This is a genomic window from Telmatobacter sp. DSM 110680, from assembly GCF_039994875.1.
In the GTDB taxonomy this organism is placed as follows: domain Bacteria; phylum Acidobacteriota; class Terriglobia; order Terriglobales; family Acidobacteriaceae; genus Telmatobacter.
The window spans coordinates 4,951,149-4,969,613 of sequence record NZ_CP121196.1; the positions used below are offsets into that span (position 1 = coordinate 4,951,149).

Genomic DNA, 18,465 nt, shown 5'->3' on the forward strand with positions numbered 1-18,465 from the left:
ACACTGTGAGCTGTGCAAAATTTGGTACAGTTCACCGAACATTTACGCAACATCTAATTTGGAACAGGTTTCGTACCGATAACGTAGGGATTGATATGAGCAGATCACTTCGAGCGATGCGGCAGAGAGCAGAGACGTGGTTGCGGCAGGGAATTTCGCCGCAGCGCCTCGCGCTGACGCTCGCCCTGGGATTTGCGATTGGCTGCATACCCGTCATCGGTATCCCGACAGCAGTGTGCCTGGTGGTTGCTCTCAGTCTACGGCTGAATATGCCGGCTATCCAGGCAGCAAACTATGCCGCAATGCCCTTCCAGGTTGCGCTGATCTTTCCGTTTGTGCGTCTCGGCGGATGGATGTTTTCCTCCGGCACACATCCCGCGATGAGCACCACGGTGCTTACACATGGGTCTCCGCTTAAGCTTGTTATGGCTTCCGGAACCCTGGCCGGAGAGGCCCTCGCGGCGTGGCTTCTCACGGCGATCCCCATGGTTCTGTTCCTCACGTTCATCCTTACGGCATTGCTGCGCAAGGTGCCGGTGCTGGCGGCCGCTGAATCCGGCGATTGAAGAACGGCAGCACGATGGCGCGTCCTAACAACACGTCTGACCCTCATAAATTCTCTTCCCAAGTTGAAAGCGACGCTGCTGTCCCACCCGGCAAAGTTCGATTCAGCATGCACAGTCAGTGACTGAAGCAGTACAGCTCTCCGCTATACTGCCGCCATGTTCTCCATCGGTTCGCACCCGGCCTGGCATCCGGTGTTTGAAACCCTGGCCTATGTGGCCGGCTACGCCGTCTATCGCAGAGGCCGTGACCGCCGGGGCGATGTAATCGCTGAACCTCAGCGCTGGACAGTGATCGCCTCCGCAGCTGTTGGGGCACTCATAGGGAGCCGGCTGCTCGGAGTTGCCGAGCAATGGCCGACTGTCTTCGCCGCTTACCGTTCTCGGCACCTGATCACGCTTCTTCTCTCACCCGGTGGCAAGACGATCGTGGGCGGACTACTCGGCGGCTGGATTGCCGTTGAACTCGTCAAACGTGTGCTCGGAATTCCTAACCGCACGGGCGATCTCTTTGCACTTCCGCTTTGTGTTGGCATCGCCGTCGGCCGGATTGGCTGCTTCATCGCAGGCATGAATGACGACACGTTTGGCAAACCCACGACTCTCCCTTGGGCAGTAGATTTTGGCGATGGAATTCCTCGCCATCCAACGCAGCTCTACGAGATTCTGTTTCTTGTTTTACTTGGAATCATCGTGAGCCGATCTGCAAATTGGCCTGACGGAACACGCTTTCGTATCTTCCTCGCAAGCTATCTATGCTGGCGCTTCGCCATCGACTTTCTCAAGCCTCAGCCGCTGGTTGCAGGCATGAACCTCATTCAATGGGCATGTGTCGCCGGACTGACTGCCCTCGCATTGCAGTTTCTCAATGACCTACGGCTGTCTCGAAGAAAGGCGCTGGCCCATGCGGCGATTGCTTGAGCGCATCAATTTCCCTAAAGTGGTAACAATCCTGTCCATAACATTTGTAGTTGCGCTTGGAGCTTGCGGGCTTACCTTCCTCGCTTCAAATCAAGGCGCAGGAGGCTATCTTATGCCCCTTGGCCTCATTGAACTCGCGGCGATGGGATTGTCCGGCATTGGTCTGGTTGTAACCTTGGTCCTTTGGATTGTTGCCGCGCTTCTGGGGCAAACGAATTCCAAGTAATCCACTCCTCAAAGTCTGTTTAAATCTTCAATTGATCGAGGACCACATGAGTTTCCGAAGCTGGTGGCAATACAAAAGCCGACGTGCTAAAGCGATCACGGTCTTCGCGACGTTGCTGACGATTCAGATCGGGCTATGTTTTGGAACTCCCGTCGGTATCTCCTGGATCGACAGGCTTCTTAGCACTCATCTAAGTCGCGATCCGTTCGCCGCGCTTGGATACATGTTCTTCGAGGCGGTTCTTGCAATCATTGTCTTTCTTGTCTTCGTCGGAGTTCTCATCTTTTATCGCGGTTCTGCCCAAACACCTGGCGACAAGGCCGATTGAGATGACCAAAAGTCTCAAAGCCCCACAGGTACACTTTTCGAAGTGTCACACTGGGAACTCTCCGAGCATTTTTGCTCCCTACAATTCCTCCATGCTTCATAAGAAGTTGTTCACGCTAGCTTGTGCGATCGCCGTGGTGGCTATGGGTGCCTGCTTTCTTCCGCCTGAGCATGTTACCCCTCCACCCCTGCCGCCGTATCTTGCGCAGGTTCGCGTCTTCGTAATTCAGGTGGAAGATGCCTCCGGCAAAGATCTCGTCGACGGAGACGCAATGAGTCGAGCAGTAGCCGCCAACTTCAATCAACTGTGGCAGGATTACAAGGTTCGCGCGAGGGCGCTCCAGTCCTCGGGAAACAAAGACGCAATATTGAAAATTACGATCAATCACAAATCCACTTCCGGACCCTCCGCAAGCGCTGGCAAGCAACGATGGGAATTTGAGTTAAACACGTCCTCCATCCTTACCGCTCCTGACGGCAGCGTGCTTTGGCAGGAGCCGAATGAAACTTCACAGTCCATCGTCTGGCTCACGAACGGCTTGCCACCTGACGGGTGGAACTCCCGGATTGTAAGGTCGGAGACCGCTTATTCGCTCGCAATGCAAGTTGGCGGAAAAGTCCTCAATAGCACGGCGTCAAAGTAGTCTTTGGAGATTCAATGACCGATAAACTCCGCCCCTATCTCTTCTACGACGTCGCCATCTCTATCTGCTCGACTTGCTATCGCCGCGTCGACGCCAAGATTGTCTTTGAGGACGGCAAGGTCTGGATGCTGAAGCGCTGCCCGCAGCATGGGCATCAACGCGTGCTTGTAGCTGATGACATCGACTACTATCGCCGCTCGCGGGAAGTCTTCATCAAAACTCCGGAGCAGCCGATTGTCTACAACACTCCGGTGAAATACGGGTGCCCTTATGACTGCGGCCTCTGCCCCGATCACGAACAACATAGTTGTCTCACCCTCGTTGAGATATGCGACGCATGTAATCTCACTTGTCCGATCTGCTACGCAGGCAGCGGCCAGCATCGAACCGAATTCCGCTCGCTAGAGCAGATTGAGGCGATGCTCGATTGCGTGGTGCGCAACGAGAAGCAGCCCGACGTGGTGCAGATCTCCGGCGGCGAGCCTACGCTACACCCGGACTTCTTTCGCGTTCTTGAGATGTGCAAAGAGCGCCCCATCCGCCATCTGATGGTTAACACCAACGGCATACGCATCGCGCAAGACGAGGACTTCGCCAAACGCCTGGCCGACTTCATGCCGCAATTCGAAATCTATCTGCAGTTCGACTCTCTCAAGCGCGAGGCGCTCATGCAGTTGCGCGGCGCCGATCTTCGCTCCATTCGTGAAAAAGCCCTCGAGCGTCTCAACAAGCTGGGAATATCAACAACGCTTGTGGTCACCGTTGAGCGCGGGTTGAACGACGGCGAACTCGGCTCCATCATCGACTACGCCCTCCAGCAGCCCGCAGTACGGGGCGTTACCATTCAGCCGGTGCAGCAGGCAGGACGCGTCCAAGGCTTTACGTCAGCCGAACATCGCCTCACACTCACTGAGGTCCGTCGCCGGATCCTTGAGCAGACCAGCGTCTTTCGCCCAGAGGATCTCATCCCCGTGCCGTGCCACCCTGATGCCCTAGCCATGGCCTATGCGCTCAAACTCGGGTCAAAGACTGTACCGCTCACGGGTATGATTCCGCCAGACATACTGATCGACGGCGGCCGCAACACCATCGTCTACGAGCAGGAAGCCGGCATCCGCGACCACCTCTTCAAGTTGTTCGCGACTAATCACTCGCCGGCGTCGCAGGCATCCACTTTGCGCGAATTGCTCTGCTGTCTACCTAAGGTCCTCATCCCCAAAGACCTCGGTTACAAGAATCTCTTTCGCATTCTGATCGTCCAGTTCATCGACGCCGAAGCTTTCGACGTGCGCAGCGTGAAAAAAAGCTGCATTCACATCGCGCACCCCGACGGGAAACGCCTCATCCCCTTCGACACCTTCAACATGTTCTACCGAGGCGAACTGGAACACACACGCCTGGCAGACCTCCGACAGTTGCAGGTGGGCACGATCTGAAGACAACCGCAATGAGATTTCGACCTCCAGATCAAATAGATCAATTCGCAGGAGTGTGTGGGTCAGGCACTGGGTTTCCGCTCTGTATCCACGCTGAAGCGATCATGTCGCGAAGCTTGCTGGCGCCGGCGGCGAGTCTGTCCGCAGTAAAATCCCGCGACTCCTGCGTTCCCTGCCCTTCAAATCCGCCCGCTTTTTCAAGTTGATAGACCTTTTCAACGTATTTGGAGGTTTGGCGAAGGTAAGTCACATAATCCGCGAAAACATCTCCATCGATCACCTGTACCGGGGTCATTCTGGGCTGCACGTCGGAGGCATGTAGATTGGCACCGACAAAGGGTCCTTCAAACTGCCAGTGAACCTTGTGGTCTGTCGTATAGCCGTTCGGGTTTGGGCCCGTCCAGCCGTTGTATTGAATGGTAGTGTGCAAAGGCTGCGATGCGTCTCCAACGTAGTGTCCCAACCATCCGGCGTAGAAAATCGCTACCTGTTCGACGGCATGCGTATCCTGATGCGCCGCGGCGAGGTGCCGGTACTCTCGCAGAGCTGCCTTAAGGCGTTCCCACACTTCCGTCGCTTCCCATGGCTGCAGCCCGATCTTCTCCGGTCTCTGGCCCGCTGCGAAAACTGCCGCTTCAAAATCGAGCCGGCGTCGAGGCAAAGGGCCAAGAGCATCAGCAGGCTCAAGATCGATGAAGTGCTCCGGCGCCTGGGCTGCGCTCAATTCAGCCTCGGCCGGCGACCGCCAGCGGTCAGGCTCGGGACCGAGGTATTCGATCTCCTGCATCGCGGTCTCTGAATGCAAAAAAGCTGGAGCGTCCGCAGGCAGGTTCGCGACCGCCAAACGGTTGATAATTCGATGACCTTCGTTACCCCACGCCCGGGCGAATGATGCATGTAAGAGGATACTTGCAAGGACAATGAATACGGGCGCCGTTCGACGGTTTCGCAACAGGGTCCGGAACATGACAGCAAGTATAAGGCGAATGGCTGCGCAGCCCGGCGGAAGCGATGAGACCTTGAGAGCTTCAGTCAGATGTCGAGTGATATCGATTAGTGTACAACCGCACGCTGGTTCAATGACATACGCTTGAAAACCGGCTTCGATTGTGGGAGGGTTCAAGATAAGCCCCATTGCGTGCATCCCCTGTCCCAGAGCACCGGGACAGGGGGCGCTGTGGGGATGTATCCTCGCTTCAACAGTGCGAGATAAGACAGGGGCTCGATCAGCCCCGAGAACTCCATGTGCGATCAGGACTACGTCGCGCGGCGGAGATGTAGCACCAATGCAGGGACCGGCTGGAGTTGGAAACGAGCCGATGTTCTGGTGGAGGTGCAGGAGCCCGGCAACCTGATGGACTTACGGAACGCGAGACAATCGATCCAAGAAGGCGAGAACCCCTCCCCGCCAATATGGTCGTCGTTGTCCGTGCTCGCCGTAGCAATGGCGGCGGGGGGCATCCTCGCCCGACTTGAGGCAGGCCCCAAATTCGATTGGCTATTGCTGATGACGGCAATGGGCCTGACGGCCGCAGTATTGATGCGCGTACTGGCCGACAATGCGGCCGAGAACGAAGCTGCGGCTCGCTACGCCGGCGACCCTCTGAAAGACATCTTGGATTCCGCCGGTACGATGGTGATTTCCATCGGCCTGGACGGCAAGCTTACCTACATGAATCCGACCGCGGAACGGCTGCTGGGCTACCATGCTGCGGAGTTAGTGAACCTCGAGACTACAGATAAACTTCTGGCGCCTGGCGAGGAAGATCGGCTGGTCTCGGAAACCCGCAGACTCTACGGCATCAGCAAGCCCGTCGAAGGAGGGCAGGAAGGCAGTCTCGTGACCTACGCCGAGGTTGTCACGTCCCTTGCTCCCAGCCAGGTCCCGAGTTTCGAAACGCACCTTCGGCGCAAGGATGGATCGCTCTTCCCTGTCCGGCTGCACATCTCCACATTGCGCAATCGGGATGGTTTGCCGACTGGGTTGGTCGCAGTCGCACTTGATCAGTCCGTCAACGCATCACCGGGCGAGGGATTGCGCATTCCGCGCGACAGGTATCGCGACTTGTTTGAAAACTCGAGCGAAATGATTGCAACGCTCGACCTCAAGGGAAAGTTTCTTTACGCCAATCCAGCGTGGCGCCAGACTTTCCGACTGGATAGAAATGCCTCGCTTGAACGCGATTCTTTTGCGGAGATATTTGGCCCAGGCTGTCGCGATGAGGTTGCGGGACTGTTGAAAAAAGCGTTGGATGGCATCACCGTGGACCGGGCTCCACTGCGCACAGAGACTGGTGACGGACGCGTGCTGGAACTGGAGATGAGCCTCCACCAGCGCCGTCGCGCGGGCAAGCCACTCGCCGTGCAATGCCTGCTGCATGACGTAACCCAACAGAAGCAGCGCGAACACCGCCTCGCCTTGCAACTTGTAGTCAGCCAGATCGTGGGCGAAAACATCTCGGCCGAGATCGCGACCAAGCGCGTGCTCGAGGCTTTGTGCATCTCGCAGGGATGGGATGTAGCCGTAAAGTGGGACGTCAACGTCGAAGAGAATCGGCTCGAATTCAATACTGCCTGGGGTGTTCCAGGGAAAGGTGCAGAAGGCCTTATACAAGAGAGCATGGGCACTACGCTCGCTCCCGGCGGCAGTCTCCCGGGGCGCGCGTGGAAGGAAGGCCGCTTGGTGTGGGCCTCTGATCTTTCCGTGTTGACCACCAGTCCCCGGGTCCAGGCAGCGATTCGAACCAGGATGGTTTCGGGATGGGCAGCGCCTGTGCAGGTCGGCAATCACGTGCTGGCAGTGCTTGAGTTTTATTGTCACGCGCGGATCCGCGAGGATCGTGAAACCACCGCTGCCATGGAAACGGTGGCCGGATCTCTGGCTCAGATGCTGGCCCGAACCCGCGAACGGGAGCGTGCCGAAGAGTTGAGCCGTCAACAGGAGATTCTGCTCGGATCGGTGGCCGATGGTATCTGCGGAGTTGATCGCAATGGCTTGGTGCGATTTGCCAATCCCGCAGCGGCTCGCTTGCTGGGCGCCCGGCCACAAAATCTCATTGGGAAGCCAGTTCACCAGCTGGTGCACGGATCAGCGCCCGCCGACAAAAAATGCGCAGAAGATTGCCCATTGCGGCGAGCTTCCGGTCAACGCAAAGCGGTAACGGGCGAAGGGACAATTTTCCGCAGCAACGGCACCGGATTCCCGGCCGAATTTTTCCTCAATCCTATTCTCGATCAGGGCAGATTTTCAGGATCCGTACTGAGCTTCAGGGACATCAGCCAGCGTTATGCGCTCGACCGCATGAAGGACGAATTCGTTTCGACGGTCAGCCACGAGCTCCGTACTCCGCTCACCTCGATTCGCGGCGCACTGGGTCTGCTTTCCTCGGGCATGCTGGGCGTGATTAACGAAAAGGCAGCGAACCTGCTGCGCATTGCGCTGAGTAACTCCGAACGCCTCGTCCGGTTGATCAACGACATTCTCGATCTGGAACGCACCCAGAGCGGCCGCGAGCCGCTTACCTTCCGCCCCATTCAACTGGGTGAGATTGTGCGCCAGGCGATAGACGGCGTGCAGCCGATGGCGGACGAGGCCGGGGTTCTGCTCATCCACGATAAGACTCAGGTCGAAGTCACCGCCGATCCCGACCGCCTGCTGCAGGTAGTGACAAACCTCTTATCGAATGCCATCAAGTTCTCGCCGGCGAATTCAGCGATCTCCGTGATGCTGCGTTCAGGCGCAAGCGGTGTCACTCTTTCGGTCATCGATCAGGGGCGTGGCATTCCAGCCGACAAGCTCGAGGCCATCTTCGGAAGATTTCAGCAGGTGGACGCTTCAGACTCACGCCAGAAGGGCGGCAGCGGACTCGGATTGGCGATTTGCCGCGCTATCGTTTTACAGCACAGCGGGCGCATTTGGGCGGAGCGCAACCCGGTCCGCGGATCTACGTTCAGAGTGTTCCTGCCTTACCAGCCCGTGGCCGCCAAGACTGAAGAGGGCAGCTCAAGTCCGGCGCCGCTTGGTGCAGTGCTCGTAGCCGACACCAACGGCGCGACTCGCCCCTTGATCGCGGACCAATTGGCTCGTTTCGGTTATCGCGTCGTTGAAGCAACAACCGTCGATCAGGCTGTCGCGGTCGCACATGACGGAGTTTCGGCGATCATCCTGGACACCACAATGGACGGCATCAATGGCTGGGAGATATTGCCTTTGCTCCGTCGTGAAGATCCTGAGGCGCACACTCCGGTGGTGCTGTTGGGCGTCGCAAATCCACAGAACCCAAGTGAGCCGGGTAAGAAGGTTGACCGTCTATTCCCGCGTCCGAGTGATGATGCTCTACTGAGCGAACTCGTCAAGGTCCTGTGTGTTCCGGGTGAAGAGGCGCGCGTTCTGGTCGTGGAACATGATCCCGATCTGGCCCAGGTTATCGGGGAAATCTTCAGGCGCGAAGGGATTGTGGTGCGCGTGACACACACGCGGCAAGCTGCGTTGGACGATTGCTTGACTTTCCAGCCGCACATGATCGTCCTGGATATTGGAATGCCGAACGGCGATGGATTCAACGTGGTCGATTGGCTGCGACAGCACGAGGATTTGAATCGAGCTCCGCTCGTAGCCTATTCTGCGCATGGCCTGACGCAAGCCGAACGGATGCAGTTAGTGCTAGGCTTGAGTCACTTCCTGGCAAAGGCCAGCGTTGAGCCTGAACAATTGGAAACCTTGGTATTAACCATGCTACGCACTACTCAGGAAGTAGAAGAATTTGTCCCTGAGGTTTCCGCCGGCCAGGGATCGTAGGGCCGATTCTGGAGAAGTATTTGATGCATCGCATTCTTATCATTGATGACGAAGATGACATTCGTGAGGTAGCAGCTCTTAGCCTGGAAACTGTCGCAGGCTGGGAAGTAATGGTGGCAAGTTCCGGTGCGCAGGGTCTGGCCCGCGCTTCAACGTATCAGCCGGACGCCATTCTGCTAGACGTAATGATGCCGGGCATGGACGGTCCGGCAACGTTCCGAGAATTGCAGAAAAACCCTGCGACCCGCCACATTCCGGTGATGCTTCTGACTGCCAAAGTTCAGGCAACAGACCGCTCCCGCTTCGCGGATCTTGGGGTGAAGGCTGTGCTCGTTAAGCCTTTCGATCCAATGACGCTATCGCAACAGGTTGCCGGCATCCTGGGTTGGAGCTGAGGCTCATACGTGAGCGGCCCTCAGGATCCCGTGGTTGCCGAAGCGATGAATCGACTGTGGCAGAAATATCTTCCTCAGATCGAAGAGCGCGTCGCGACTCTGCAACGAGCCGCTGACAGTCTTGCCAGCGGCGACCTCTCGCCAATTGAACAAAAGAAAGCTGCCAGCGACGCGCACAAGCTGGCTGGTGTGCTGGGCACCTTCGGCTTGACCGATGGCACCGATCTCGCTCGAGAAGCCGAAGGCCTCTATGAGGGTTCAGAGGAGGAGATGCGGCGACTAGCCGCGCGGCTAGCGACGATCGCGGAGGGGTTGCAAGCAATGATTGCGAATCGAAAATAGTCGCCATCTTTCGTTGCAGTCCGCAATGTACCCCATCCAATTACACTCGTATTGGTGATCCGACAAGACCCGACTTTGAAGCAACTCGACTTGAGCTTTGAGGAGCCGCAGAAAGTGCGCCGGATCTGGCCGGTGCGCAAGCTGGTGGAACATGTCTGCGAACAGGTCGAGCAGGAATTCGCGGATATTTGGGTTGAAGGCGAAGTCTCAAATTGCCGTCCAGCCCCTTCAGGGCATTTGTACTTCACTTTGAAGGACGCTGACGCCCAGCTGCCTGTCGTGTTGTTCCGCCGCCAGGCACTTTTGCTGCGCTTCAAACCCCAAGACGGGCTCCATGTACTGGTTCGCGGACGCGTGAGCGTATATGCTCAGCGTGGGCAGTTGCAGCTGGTGGGCGAAACAATTGAACCTGTCGGTGCAGGTTCGCTGCAGTTGGCCTTCGAACAATTGAAGGAACGGCTCAAGGCGGAAGGTCTTTTTGATGCTTCGCGAAAGAGACCATTACCGACATTTCCGCGATCAGTAGGAATCATTACTTCGCCGACTGGCGCCGTTATACGCGACTTCCTCAACATCGTGGGAAGGCGCCATGCTGGGCTGACTGTCATCGTGTGCGCGGCTGCAGTGCAGGGCGAATCCGCAGCTGGGGAAGTCGAATCGGCACTTGCACAATTGAATGCAAGTGGCTTGGTGGACCTGATCGTTATCGCACGCGGCGGAGGATCGCTCGAAGATCTGAACGCCTTCAACAGTGAACTGGTAGCAAGGGCGATTCTTGCATCAAAGTTGCCGGTGGTATCCGCGATCGGCCATGAAACGGATTTTACGATTGCAGATTTTGTTGCGGATCTTAGAGCACCTACGCCCTCGGCCGCTGCAGAATTGATTACCGAGGCACAATATCGGGTTGCGGAACGCCTTGAATTGCAAACGAATCGACTGGAACGCGCGACGCGATTTCAACTTTTACACGCCCGACAGAGGCTCGAAATCATTCCTTTAGGTCGCTCAGAGCGGCGGACCACCGCCATGCTTCACAGACTCGGCCAGCAACTGGACGATTTTGGCTTCCGCATCGAAGCAAGCGTCAGCGGATTGGTGCGCGACCGACAACGCGCAGTGGATGAACTTGCCGCCGATGTCTTGCATCATGAACCGCGACAGATGCTGGGACGGATGAGAGAGCGGCTTGGAGTTGGCGAAACGCGCTTGGAACGTTCGCTGGAGCGAACGATGAGAAGATGGACGGCACGTATCGAGGCGTTGGATGGCCGCTTGCGATCGCTGTCGCCACTGGCGGTGCTAGAACGTGGATACGCACTCGTGCTTGCAGAAGATGGTGCAGTGATTCGTTCGACGACACAGGTGGCACAAGGCGATCGCATGAGAACCCGCTTGAGTGATGGCGAGTTCAGCAGCACAGTTGACGGTGTCGTTAGGAAGATGAAACGCAAAGAGTGAGGCTATGAGCAAGGGATTAGCACGAAAGCTATTTGGGACTGATGGAATTCGCGGGATTGCGGGTGAGCCTCCGCTGGATGCGCGAACAATTTACGCAACTGGGCTAGCGCTTGGACATTCGCTGCGCGACCATGCCGAACCCAAGGTGATTCTTGGTCGGGACACACGCGAATCCAGCAACTGGATCGCAGCCACCGTGGCTGCAGCATTGCGTGAGACAGGCGTGCGTGTCGAGAGTGCAGGCGTTGTTCCCACTCCCGCTGTGGCTTTTCTCGCGCAGAATCGTGGATTCGATGCGGGCGTTGTCATTTCTGCTTCCCACAATCCCTGGCGCGACAATGGCATCAAGCTGTTTGGCAGAGACGGATTCAAACTGCCGGACGCTGTAGAAGCTTCGATTGAAGACGAGATTCTGCGCCACGCCGAAGAAGCATCAATGCCGGAACTTTCGGCACTTCCAAGCGTTGAAGACAACGCGGCTCTCCCTGAACAGTACATTCATTTCCTGATTGAAAGCGTGCCGGGGCTTGACTTGAAGGGCCTGCGAACAGTCGCCGATTGCGCCAACGGTGCCGCCGCCGCGGTTGCGCCCGAGCTTTTCGCGCGTCTGGGTGCACAAATTCCAGACAACTTTACGCTGCTGAATGTTTCTCCCAATGGGCGCAATATCAACGACGGCTGCGGAGCGATGCACCCGCAATGGGTTGCAGCGGAAGTGCAAAAACATAGAGCTGCAATCGGGCTGACTTTTGACGGAGATGCCGACCGATGCCTGCTGGCGGGAGTTCGCGGCAATGTGATCAATGGAGACGCGATTCTCCTGATGGCTGCTCGAGATTTGCAGGCGCGAGGAATGCTGACCGGCGACGTGGTTGTGGCCACGACCATGTCAAACATGGGCCTCGAGGCAGCACTGAAGCGATCGGGCATTCGCATGCTGCGTGCTCCCGTTGGCGATCGCTACGTGCTGGAACAAATGCAGCAAAACAACGCCGCATTGGGCGGCGAACAGTCAGGCCACATTCTCTTTCCGCACCTGGCGACGACCGGCGACGGACTTCTGACAGCATTGGTTGTGCTTGACCTCGTTGCTCGCACCGGCAAAAGTGTCGACGAATTGACAGCGGATCTGAAGGTGTTCCCGCAGGTAATCGTGAATGTAAAAGTGCGCGAGAAGCGGCCGCTTGATTCAATTCCTGCCATCGCAGAGCGAATCCGCGCTGCGGAAGAAGAATTGAAAGATAGTGGCCGTGTTGTAATTCGATACTCCGGAACAGAGGCTCTCGCGCGTGTCATGATCGAAGCCGAGAGTGAAGAAGCAATGCGTCGTCACGCAGATTCAATTGCCGAAGCGATTCGATCTGAACTTGGTGTGTAACCCCAAAATAGTCACTCGCTTCTGCGAATGCTCTTTCTTAGTTCTTCAATTGGCGAAGGCGTTCGATCCAGTTCTACTGCGATTGATCGTTTCCTGACTCATAAATGAACACGTCCTCATTGCCCCAGGCCCAACTATGGGGCGACGTGTAAGCGAGCCGCAATCCAAGTTGATGAAGACTGGCGTCATCAATTTGCCACTGAGAGATCACTATCGGGGCTGAATTGAACTGGCGACGCAAAGCTTGCAGTTCATCCGAGGAAATTTGCCGTTTGTCATCCCAGCACCTGCTGAACATGAGAAACGATCCGCGAGAGTAGCAACTGGGATAGTACGCAGAGGCGACCCCGACATAACCGAGAATCGCTGGGCCTGGCACGTCCGATTGAAAGACTAATGGCCGGGTAGCGAGGTCCGAACGTTCCAGCCAGGTTGCGGCGGCCTTCGCGCCCGAAAATGGGTACTGCCACTCTTCAAAGCAATAAAAAAAGCAGAGAGATATCTGCATGCCGAGAAGCAGAAATAGAAATGGCTGCGAAAAGTCTTCGGGCAGCCAAGGACGGTCGCTATTGTCAGTTGGACCGATCATCAATGCCACGATGTAACTTGTCGCGAGGAATGTGCAGTGGGATTGGAGAGGAAGGTGGACTGTTGGCCATACTGCCGCCATCCACAGCAAAGACGCTGTGATCATGAAACATCGACTGCGCCGCCCGGGCAGAACTGACAGCGCAAGCAGCCAAAGGGAGATGGTCAGGAAGGCATCTAGTATTTCCACTCCAGTCAATGGAGCCGTCTGATACTCATTTGGCTTTGAGAGTGCCTCCAGGTTGAAAGGCACGAAATAATTCCATATTTTGCCGACACCGAGAACTAGATAATCGATGCTCTTTGCATGGGCGATATGGTACTCAGGGGCATACACATCCGGCGCCGGTCTTAATGTAAAAAAGCAAGTCAATAAAGCCAGCCCGAGAATGCCTACTGATGCCCACATCGTTCGATCTTTCAATCGATCGATTGGGTCCTTCATGCTTGTAGAGTTGCCGATCCAATAGAGCCATACGAAGATTCCGGTCGCGATTGGAATCGCGAAGAAGTGTGTGTTTATCGCCAGTGCGAGCAGGAAAACTGCTGTCCAGCGTCTTGGCCGTTCTGCCAACAAGCAGCGTGCTGCACCTATCAGAAGAAAACTCGACAGCATATAATTTCGTGCCATTATTGCCATGAAAAAGAACAGCACGCCGTAGAGAAGCAGGTTGCGTATGAGCAGCGGCAAGCGACGATAGGACAGGATCATCCACGCAGTCGCCAGTGACAGCGCGTAATTGATGAACTCCATCGACACCATCGGCAAGTGCAGGTGAGCTGGGATGTAAAGTAGGAGATACCAGAGGGCTGGATGGACTTCGTAACGCAGATGGTGAATCAGATCAAAGATGTTGCGATGATCGCGAGCGACCAGCCAAGCCTGCGCTTCATCGAGGTACATTTCGTGCTTGTGGGTCATGACGGCAAGAAGCACTGCAAACAATGCCATCGATCCAAACATGGCGAGGCGATCGCCTGACGAATTTTCCTTATCGATCCGCGGAGTTTGATCAAAAGTGACGGGCGGCTGGGGACTTGACTCGCTCTGCATGCAATGGCCTCTCGCCCGAGTCTAGCAGTCTGTCAAAGTGCCCCATCCTATCATTGAGGGTCGAGGTAATTCCGAAGTTACTGATCGAAATAGTGCTCGCAGAACTAGGACAGAATTTTGGCCGAGCCTGGATCGAGGGTTTCTAAAGATCGCGCCAATTGGCCCCGAAGCCGAGATCTGCAACAAGCGGCACATTGAGTTTGATCACACCCTCCATCTCGGTGCGTACCAGTTCTTCCACGTGCGTCGTCTCATCGGTGGGCACCTCGAAAAGCAGTTCGTCGTGGACCTGCAGAACCATGCGAGTCTTCAGTTTTCGCTCGTTCAATTTGCGATCGATGGAGATCATTGCCAGCTTGATGAGGTCTGCGGCCGTACCTTGCAGAGGGGTATTGACTGCAGTGCGCTCGGCGAATCCGCGCGAATTTGGATTGCGACTTGAGATATCGGGAATCGGCCGTATCCGTCCGAACAGCGTGCGCACTGCACCGTCCCGTCGAGTCTCTTCAAGGGTCCTTTCGATGAACGCCTTGACTCCTTGATAGCGCGCGAAGTAGCGATCGATGTAGGCCTTGGCCTCAGCTTGCGGAATGCCCAACTGTGCAGCTAGCCCAAACGGCGAAATTCCATAGACGATTCCAAAGTTAACGGCCTTGGCGCGGTTACGGGTTTCCTTGTCCATCGTTTCTGCGGGAACGCCGAAAACTTCGCTCGCGGTGATTGTGTGGATGTCTTCGTTTTGCTGATAGGCGCGGACGAGAAGAGGGTCGCCGCTATAGTGGGCAAGAAGCCGCAATTCAATTTGCGAGTAATCCGCCGAGAGCAACTGCGTTCCTGCGGCGCAAACAAACGCGGCACGGATTTCACGACCTAATTCAGTTTTGATTGGGATGTTCTGCAAATTCGGATTGACGGATGAGAGTCGTCCCGTAGCGGTCGCGGCGGCTTGAAATGTCGTATGAACGCGCGATTCAGAGTCTGCCAGCAGCGGTAGCGAGTCGATGTAATTCGACTTTAGCTTGGAAAGGTGCCGAAATTCGAGAACCAGCCGCGGAACCTCGTTGATCTCAGCGAGCCCCTCCAGCACGTCCTGCGCCGTCGAAATCGTTTTGCCCTTGCCGTATTTGACCGGCACTGGCAATCCCATATCTTTGAAAAGCACTTCGCCGAGTTGCTTGGGCGAATTGACGTTGAACCGGCGTCCGGCGATGGAGTATATCCGCTCGCCAACACGCTCTAGTTCCTGCCCAAATCTCGCGGATAGACCGTCGAGAACGCCAACGTCGATGCGAACTCCGTTTTTCTCCATTCGATACAGCACTGGGGCGAGGGGCAGGTCGATGGTCTCGTAGATACTCGTGACATTGCTGTGTTTCGCCTCGACTCGAAGATCTGTCACCAGTGCATGCGTCGTAGCGGCTGCAGCGGGAAGCGACTTGGGCGCAGCCTGATTGTGACGCGCGGCAACATCGGCCAGAGTCTGTGTCGTATTGGTTGGATTGAGCGCGTACGACAGCAGCATGGAGTCATCCACTTTGCCGCGCAGATCGACATTAAGCCCGCAGAGTACGTGCATGGCCAGTTTGAGGTCGTGCACAAACTTCGGCACTTCCGAATCTTCAAACAGCGATTTCAATTCCGCGGTCAGCCGCAAGCAAAGTCCACGGCCCGGGTCGGTACTAACACCAATACTCGACTCAGTCTTCTTTTCAGCCTCTTCGACAATATCGAGAAGCGACATGGTTTGTGGAACAACGGGCTCCTCCGAATCTGATTCCGCTTCGGTAGGCTCGACAGCCGCAAGAGCAAAGGCAAAGCCGTTTTTGCGCGCAGCAGCATAGAACGCCGCTGCCTGTTCGTCGGAAGCCTGATCGATCAGCTCGACAACAGGAGCTGTCGTAGATGGCGCCAGTTCGCGAAGCATCGAGGTGAATTCGAGCTCGCTGAAAAGCGTTCGGCAAGCTTCAAGGTCTGGTTCCTGCGTTTCCATTGCCTTCAGGTCGAGCGGAAGCGGAACATGGCAATCAATGGTGACCAGCTCCTTTGAGAGCAATACCGCTTCGCGATTTTGCTCGAGCGATTCACGATAGCTCTTGCGTTTCACCTCGGCGGCGCGATCGAGGACAGCCTCGACGCTACCGAATTCCACGATCAGATCGACACTTCCCTTGTCACCAATACCCGGTGCTCCCGGAATGTTGTCGATGTTGTCACCGCGAAGAGCCATCACGTCGACGACCTTTTCTGGCGGCACTCCCAGAACCTCTGTCACCTTGGCGGCGTCAAGAATCAGATTGTCTTTCTGTGGATTAAGGACTCTTACGTGTGCCGTAACGAGCTGCATCATGTCTTTGTCGCCGGAGACGATGAAGACTTCATGACCCGCTTCGGCGGCTTCTCGAGCCAGGGTGCCGATGACATCGTCGGCCTCAAACCCTTGCACTTCAAGAATGGGAATGTGCAGCGCCTCCAGTGAACGCCGAATGTATGGGACCTGGCGGCGAAGATCCTCAGGCATCGACTCGCGCTTCGCCTTGTAGCCCTCGTAGCTGACGTCTTCGAAGCTCTGTGATTTGGAGTTCCATTTGCGCAGGGTGCCGATCGCCTGGGCGCGCTCGTCCCGAAAGACAGCTCCGCTGGGGTCAAAAACAGCAGCAAAATAACGCGGAGAGAAGTCCTGGCGCAGCTTCTTGATCATGTTGACAAAGACATAAGTAGCAGCAGTCGGCAGCCCGGACCGCGTAGACATAGGGCGGCTACGCTGCATGGCATGGTAGGCGCGGAAGATAAACGACATCGCGTCAAGAAGAAAAACGGGCGGCTTTTCCTGGTCAGGCACGGTAACGAGTTTATCAGCGAGGGTGGACAGGCGAGTTGTGGCTGGCCAAAGTCCGAAGAACGCCGAGTTACTCGTATCGGACATCTTCGTTGGCGGTTGCTGCGTCGCGTCACATCCTTGGGATACGGCAGCGTCGTGCATTTCTGCGTCCTCTTAAAGCTCGCAGCGATCCCCCGCTGCAGTCGAGAATGATGGAATGGGCCTGGTGCGCCACTGAACCTTGTCACCAGCCAAGATCATTGCGACTCGAATGTCGGCTGGTCTCATAATTCGGGAATCGCCATCAGAGGAGTTTCTTGAGCTTGAAACTACACAGCTTTTCGGTCCGCCAGATAGAACCTAAATATGCAAGTCGGCGATGTGACAATGGAGTGCTTTCTATCAAATGAACTATTTACGTCGTGATCGAAATGTGTCACCTTTATTTCGAATGAATAAAAAGGCTTTAGTTACCGGCTCCTGTGGTCTGATCGGATCCGAAGTCGCTTTCCATTTCTCGCTTGCTGGCTACGACGTAATTGGCGTCGACAATAATCAGCGCGCGATATTCTTCGGGCCGGAGGGAGACACATCATGGTCCCTCAAGCGACTTCGCGACAATATTCCAGGGTATCAACACCATAATCTCGACATACGTAACCGTGACGGGGTCCTGAGGCTTCTGCAGGACACCCGGCCCAATGTGATCCTGCACACAGCTGCACAGCCGTCGCATGACCGAGCAGCCCAAATTGTTTTCGATGACTTTGACACGAATGCCGGCGGCACACTGAATCTCCTTGAAGCCACTCGGCAGCATGCACCTGAGTGTGTTTTCATTCATATGTCCACCAACAAGGTATATGGCGACGGACCCAATAAACTCAATCTAGTGGAGAAGGAAACACGCTGGGACTTCGCGGATCCAGAGTTTCGAGACGGCATTCCAGAAACATTTTCTATCGACCAATCCCTGCATTCGGTATTCGGAGCTTCGAAGGTGGCTGCCGATGTGATGGTGCAAGAATATGGGCGATATTTTGGCATGCCTTCCTGCGTGCTTAGAGGCGGTTGCCTCACCGGCCCGAATCATTCTGGGGTGGAATTGCACGGATTTCTGAGTTACCTGATTCGCTGCAACCTGGTTGGCAAGGAATACAAAGTGTTTGGCTATAAAGGCAAGCAGGTACGCGATAATCTTCACTCAGAAGACGTCGCCCGATTCATGCTGGCTTTCGCGCAGAATCCTCGTTGCGGAGAGGTCTATAACCTGGGCGGCGGCCTTGAGAACTCATGCTCGATCCTTGAAGCCTTTGCCTTAGCAGAACGATTCACCGGTCGCAAGCAAGTTTGGACTTACGTTGAAGGTAATCGTATCGGTGACCACGTTTGTTACTACAGCGATCTCAGAAAAATGAAAGCACATTATCCGGGTTGGGGGATCACCAAAAATCTGGATGAAACTTTCGCGGAGATCGCCAAGGCCTGGTCATCGCGACTGGTGAACGCGTGAA

14 protein-coding genes are annotated in these 18,465 nt (G+C 55.9%); 11 read left to right on the forward strand and 3 right to left on the reverse strand.

Translation table 11 applies throughout. The features are described from left to right. Positions 1–95 precede the first annotated feature (95 nt). The 5 genes from P8935_RS20430 to P8935_RS20450 all read left to right on the forward strand — a co-directional run bounded on the left by P8935_RS20430 (position 96) and on the right by P8935_RS20450 (position 4,117). Positions 96–566, forward strand: coding sequence for a DUF2062 domain-containing protein (locus tag P8935_RS20430; RefSeq protein ID WP_348262159.1), 471 nt, complete (start codon positions 96–98; stop codon positions 564–566). A 156-nt stretch (positions 567–722) separates the two neighbouring features. After that, positions 723–1,484 carry a prolipoprotein diacylglyceryl transferase family protein gene (locus P8935_RS20435; RefSeq protein ID WP_348262160.1) on the forward strand — a complete coding sequence of 254 codons (762 nt, stop codon included), beginning with the start codon at positions 723–725 and terminating at the stop codon, positions 1,482–1,484. A gap of 272 nt (positions 1,485–1,756) precedes the next feature. Beyond that, a complete protein-coding gene (locus tag P8935_RS20440) occupies positions 1,757–2,038 on the forward strand; it encodes a hypothetical protein (RefSeq protein WP_348262161.1) in 282 nt (93 codons plus the stop codon). Between the two features lie 91 nt (positions 2,039–2,129). Then, positions 2,130–2,681: a hypothetical protein gene (locus P8935_RS20445; RefSeq protein WP_348262162.1), complete on the forward strand. Its 552-nt coding sequence runs from the start codon at positions 2,130–2,132 to the stop codon at positions 2,679–2,681. 14 nt (positions 2,682–2,695) lie between these two features. Beyond that, a complete protein-coding gene (locus P8935_RS20450; protein WP_348262163.1) occupies positions 2,696–4,117 on the forward strand; it encodes a radical SAM protein in 1,422 nt (473 codons plus the stop codon). A gap of 40 nt (positions 4,118–4,157) precedes the next feature. Here the strand turns inward: P8935_RS20450 and P8935_RS20455 are convergent, their stop codons facing one another. Further along, complete coding sequence (locus tag P8935_RS20455; protein WP_348265360.1) at positions 4,158–5,084, reverse strand: S1/P1 nuclease; 927 nt, start codon at positions 5,082–5,084, stop codon at positions 4,158–4,160. A 276-nt stretch (positions 5,085–5,360) separates the two neighbouring features. On the opposite strand from P8935_RS20455, the gene P8935_RS20460 reads away from it, so the two are divergent. The 5 genes from P8935_RS20460 (at position 5,361) to glmM (ending at position 12,491) form a co-directional block, all read left to right on the forward strand. After that, positions 5,361–8,915 carry a PAS domain S-box protein gene (locus tag P8935_RS20460; RefSeq protein ID WP_348262164.1) on the forward strand — a complete coding sequence of 1,185 codons (3,555 nt, stop codon included), beginning with the start codon at positions 5,361–5,363 and terminating at the stop codon, positions 8,913–8,915. A gap of 23 nt (positions 8,916–8,938) precedes the next feature. Further along, positions 8,939–9,310 carry a response regulator gene (locus P8935_RS20465; protein WP_348262165.1) on the forward strand — a complete coding sequence of 124 codons (372 nt, stop codon included), beginning with the start codon at positions 8,939–8,941 and terminating at the stop codon, positions 9,308–9,310. A 9-nt stretch (positions 9,311–9,319) separates the two neighbouring features. Continuing rightward, positions 9,320–9,652: an Hpt domain-containing protein gene (locus tag P8935_RS20470; RefSeq protein ID WP_348262166.1), complete on the forward strand. Its 333-nt coding sequence runs from the start codon at positions 9,320–9,322 to the stop codon at positions 9,650–9,652. A gap of 75 nt (positions 9,653–9,727) precedes the next feature. Beyond that, positions 9,728–11,113 (forward strand): exodeoxyribonuclease VII large subunit, encoded by a 1,386-nt coding sequence (gene xseA, locus P8935_RS20475; RefSeq protein WP_348262167.1) that lies wholly within the window; start codon positions 9,728–9,730, stop codon positions 11,111–11,113. A gap of 4 nt (positions 11,114–11,117) precedes the next feature. Continuing rightward, on the forward strand, positions 11,118–12,491 hold the full coding sequence (gene glmM / locus P8935_RS20480) for a phosphoglucosamine mutase (RefSeq protein WP_348262168.1): 1,374 nt from the start codon (positions 11,118–11,120) through the stop codon (positions 12,489–12,491). Positions 12,492–12,564: 73 nt separating this feature from the next. On the opposite strand, the gene P8935_RS20485 is transcribed toward glmM, so the two are convergent. Together P8935_RS20485 and polA are read right to left on the reverse strand one after the other, a co-directional pair. Next, on the reverse strand, positions 12,565–14,133 hold the full coding sequence (locus P8935_RS20485; protein WP_348262169.1) for a hypothetical protein: 1,569 nt from the start codon (positions 14,131–14,133) through the stop codon (positions 12,565–12,567). Between the two features lie 142 nt (positions 14,134–14,275). Then, positions 14,276–17,113, reverse strand: a complete 2,838-nt coding sequence (gene polA / locus P8935_RS20490; protein ID WP_348262170.1) for a DNA polymerase I — start codon at positions 17,111–17,113, stop codon at positions 14,276–14,278. Positions 17,114–17,357: 244 nt separating this feature from the next. Here polA and P8935_RS20495 point away from each other — a divergent pair, with 244 nt between their 5' ends. After that, entirely contained in the window at positions 17,358–18,464 is a 1,107-nt protein-coding gene (locus tag P8935_RS20495; protein ID WP_348262171.1) for an NAD-dependent epimerase/dehydratase family protein, read from the forward strand. Position 18,465 lies beyond the last annotated feature (1 nt).

Coding starts and splice junctions, on each gene's coding strand:
- P8935_RS20430 (WP_348262159.1), top strand. CDS start 96: ATGAGCAGATCACTTCGAGCGATGCGGCAGAGAGCAGAGACGTGGTTG.
- P8935_RS20435 (WP_348262160.1), top strand. CDS start 723: ATGTTCTCCATCGGTTCGCACCCGGCCTGGCATCCGGTGTTTGAAACC.
- P8935_RS20440 (WP_348262161.1), top strand. CDS start 1,757: ATGAGTTTCCGAAGCTGGTGGCAATACAAAAGCCGACGTGCTAAAGCG.
- P8935_RS20445 (WP_348262162.1), top strand. CDS start 2,130: ATGCTTCATAAGAAGTTGTTCACGCTAGCTTGTGCGATCGCCGTGGTG.
- P8935_RS20450 (WP_348262163.1), top strand. CDS start 2,696: ATGACCGATAAACTCCGCCCCTATCTCTTCTACGACGTCGCCATCTCT.
- P8935_RS20455 (WP_348265360.1), bottom strand. CDS start 5,084: ATGTTCCGGACCCTGTTGCGAAACCGTCGAACGGCGCCCGTATTCATT.
- P8935_RS20460 (WP_348262164.1), top strand. CDS start 5,361: ATGTGCGATCAGGACTACGTCGCGCGGCGGAGATGTAGCACCAATGCA.
- P8935_RS20465 (WP_348262165.1), top strand. CDS start 8,939: ATGCATCGCATTCTTATCATTGATGACGAAGATGACATTCGTGAGGTA.
- glmM (WP_348262168.1), top strand. CDS start 11,118: ATGAGCAAGGGATTAGCACGAAAGCTATTTGGGACTGATGGAATTCGC.
- P8935_RS20485 (WP_348262169.1), bottom strand. CDS start 14,133: ATGCAGAGCGAGTCAAGTCCCCAGCCGCCCGTCACTTTTGATCAAACT.
- polA (WP_348262170.1), bottom strand. CDS start 17,113: ATGCACGACGCTGCCGTATCCCAAGGATGTGACGCGACGCAGCAACCG.
- P8935_RS20495 (WP_348262171.1), top strand. CDS start 17,358: ATGAACTATTTACGTCGTGATCGAAATGTGTCACCTTTATTTCGAATG.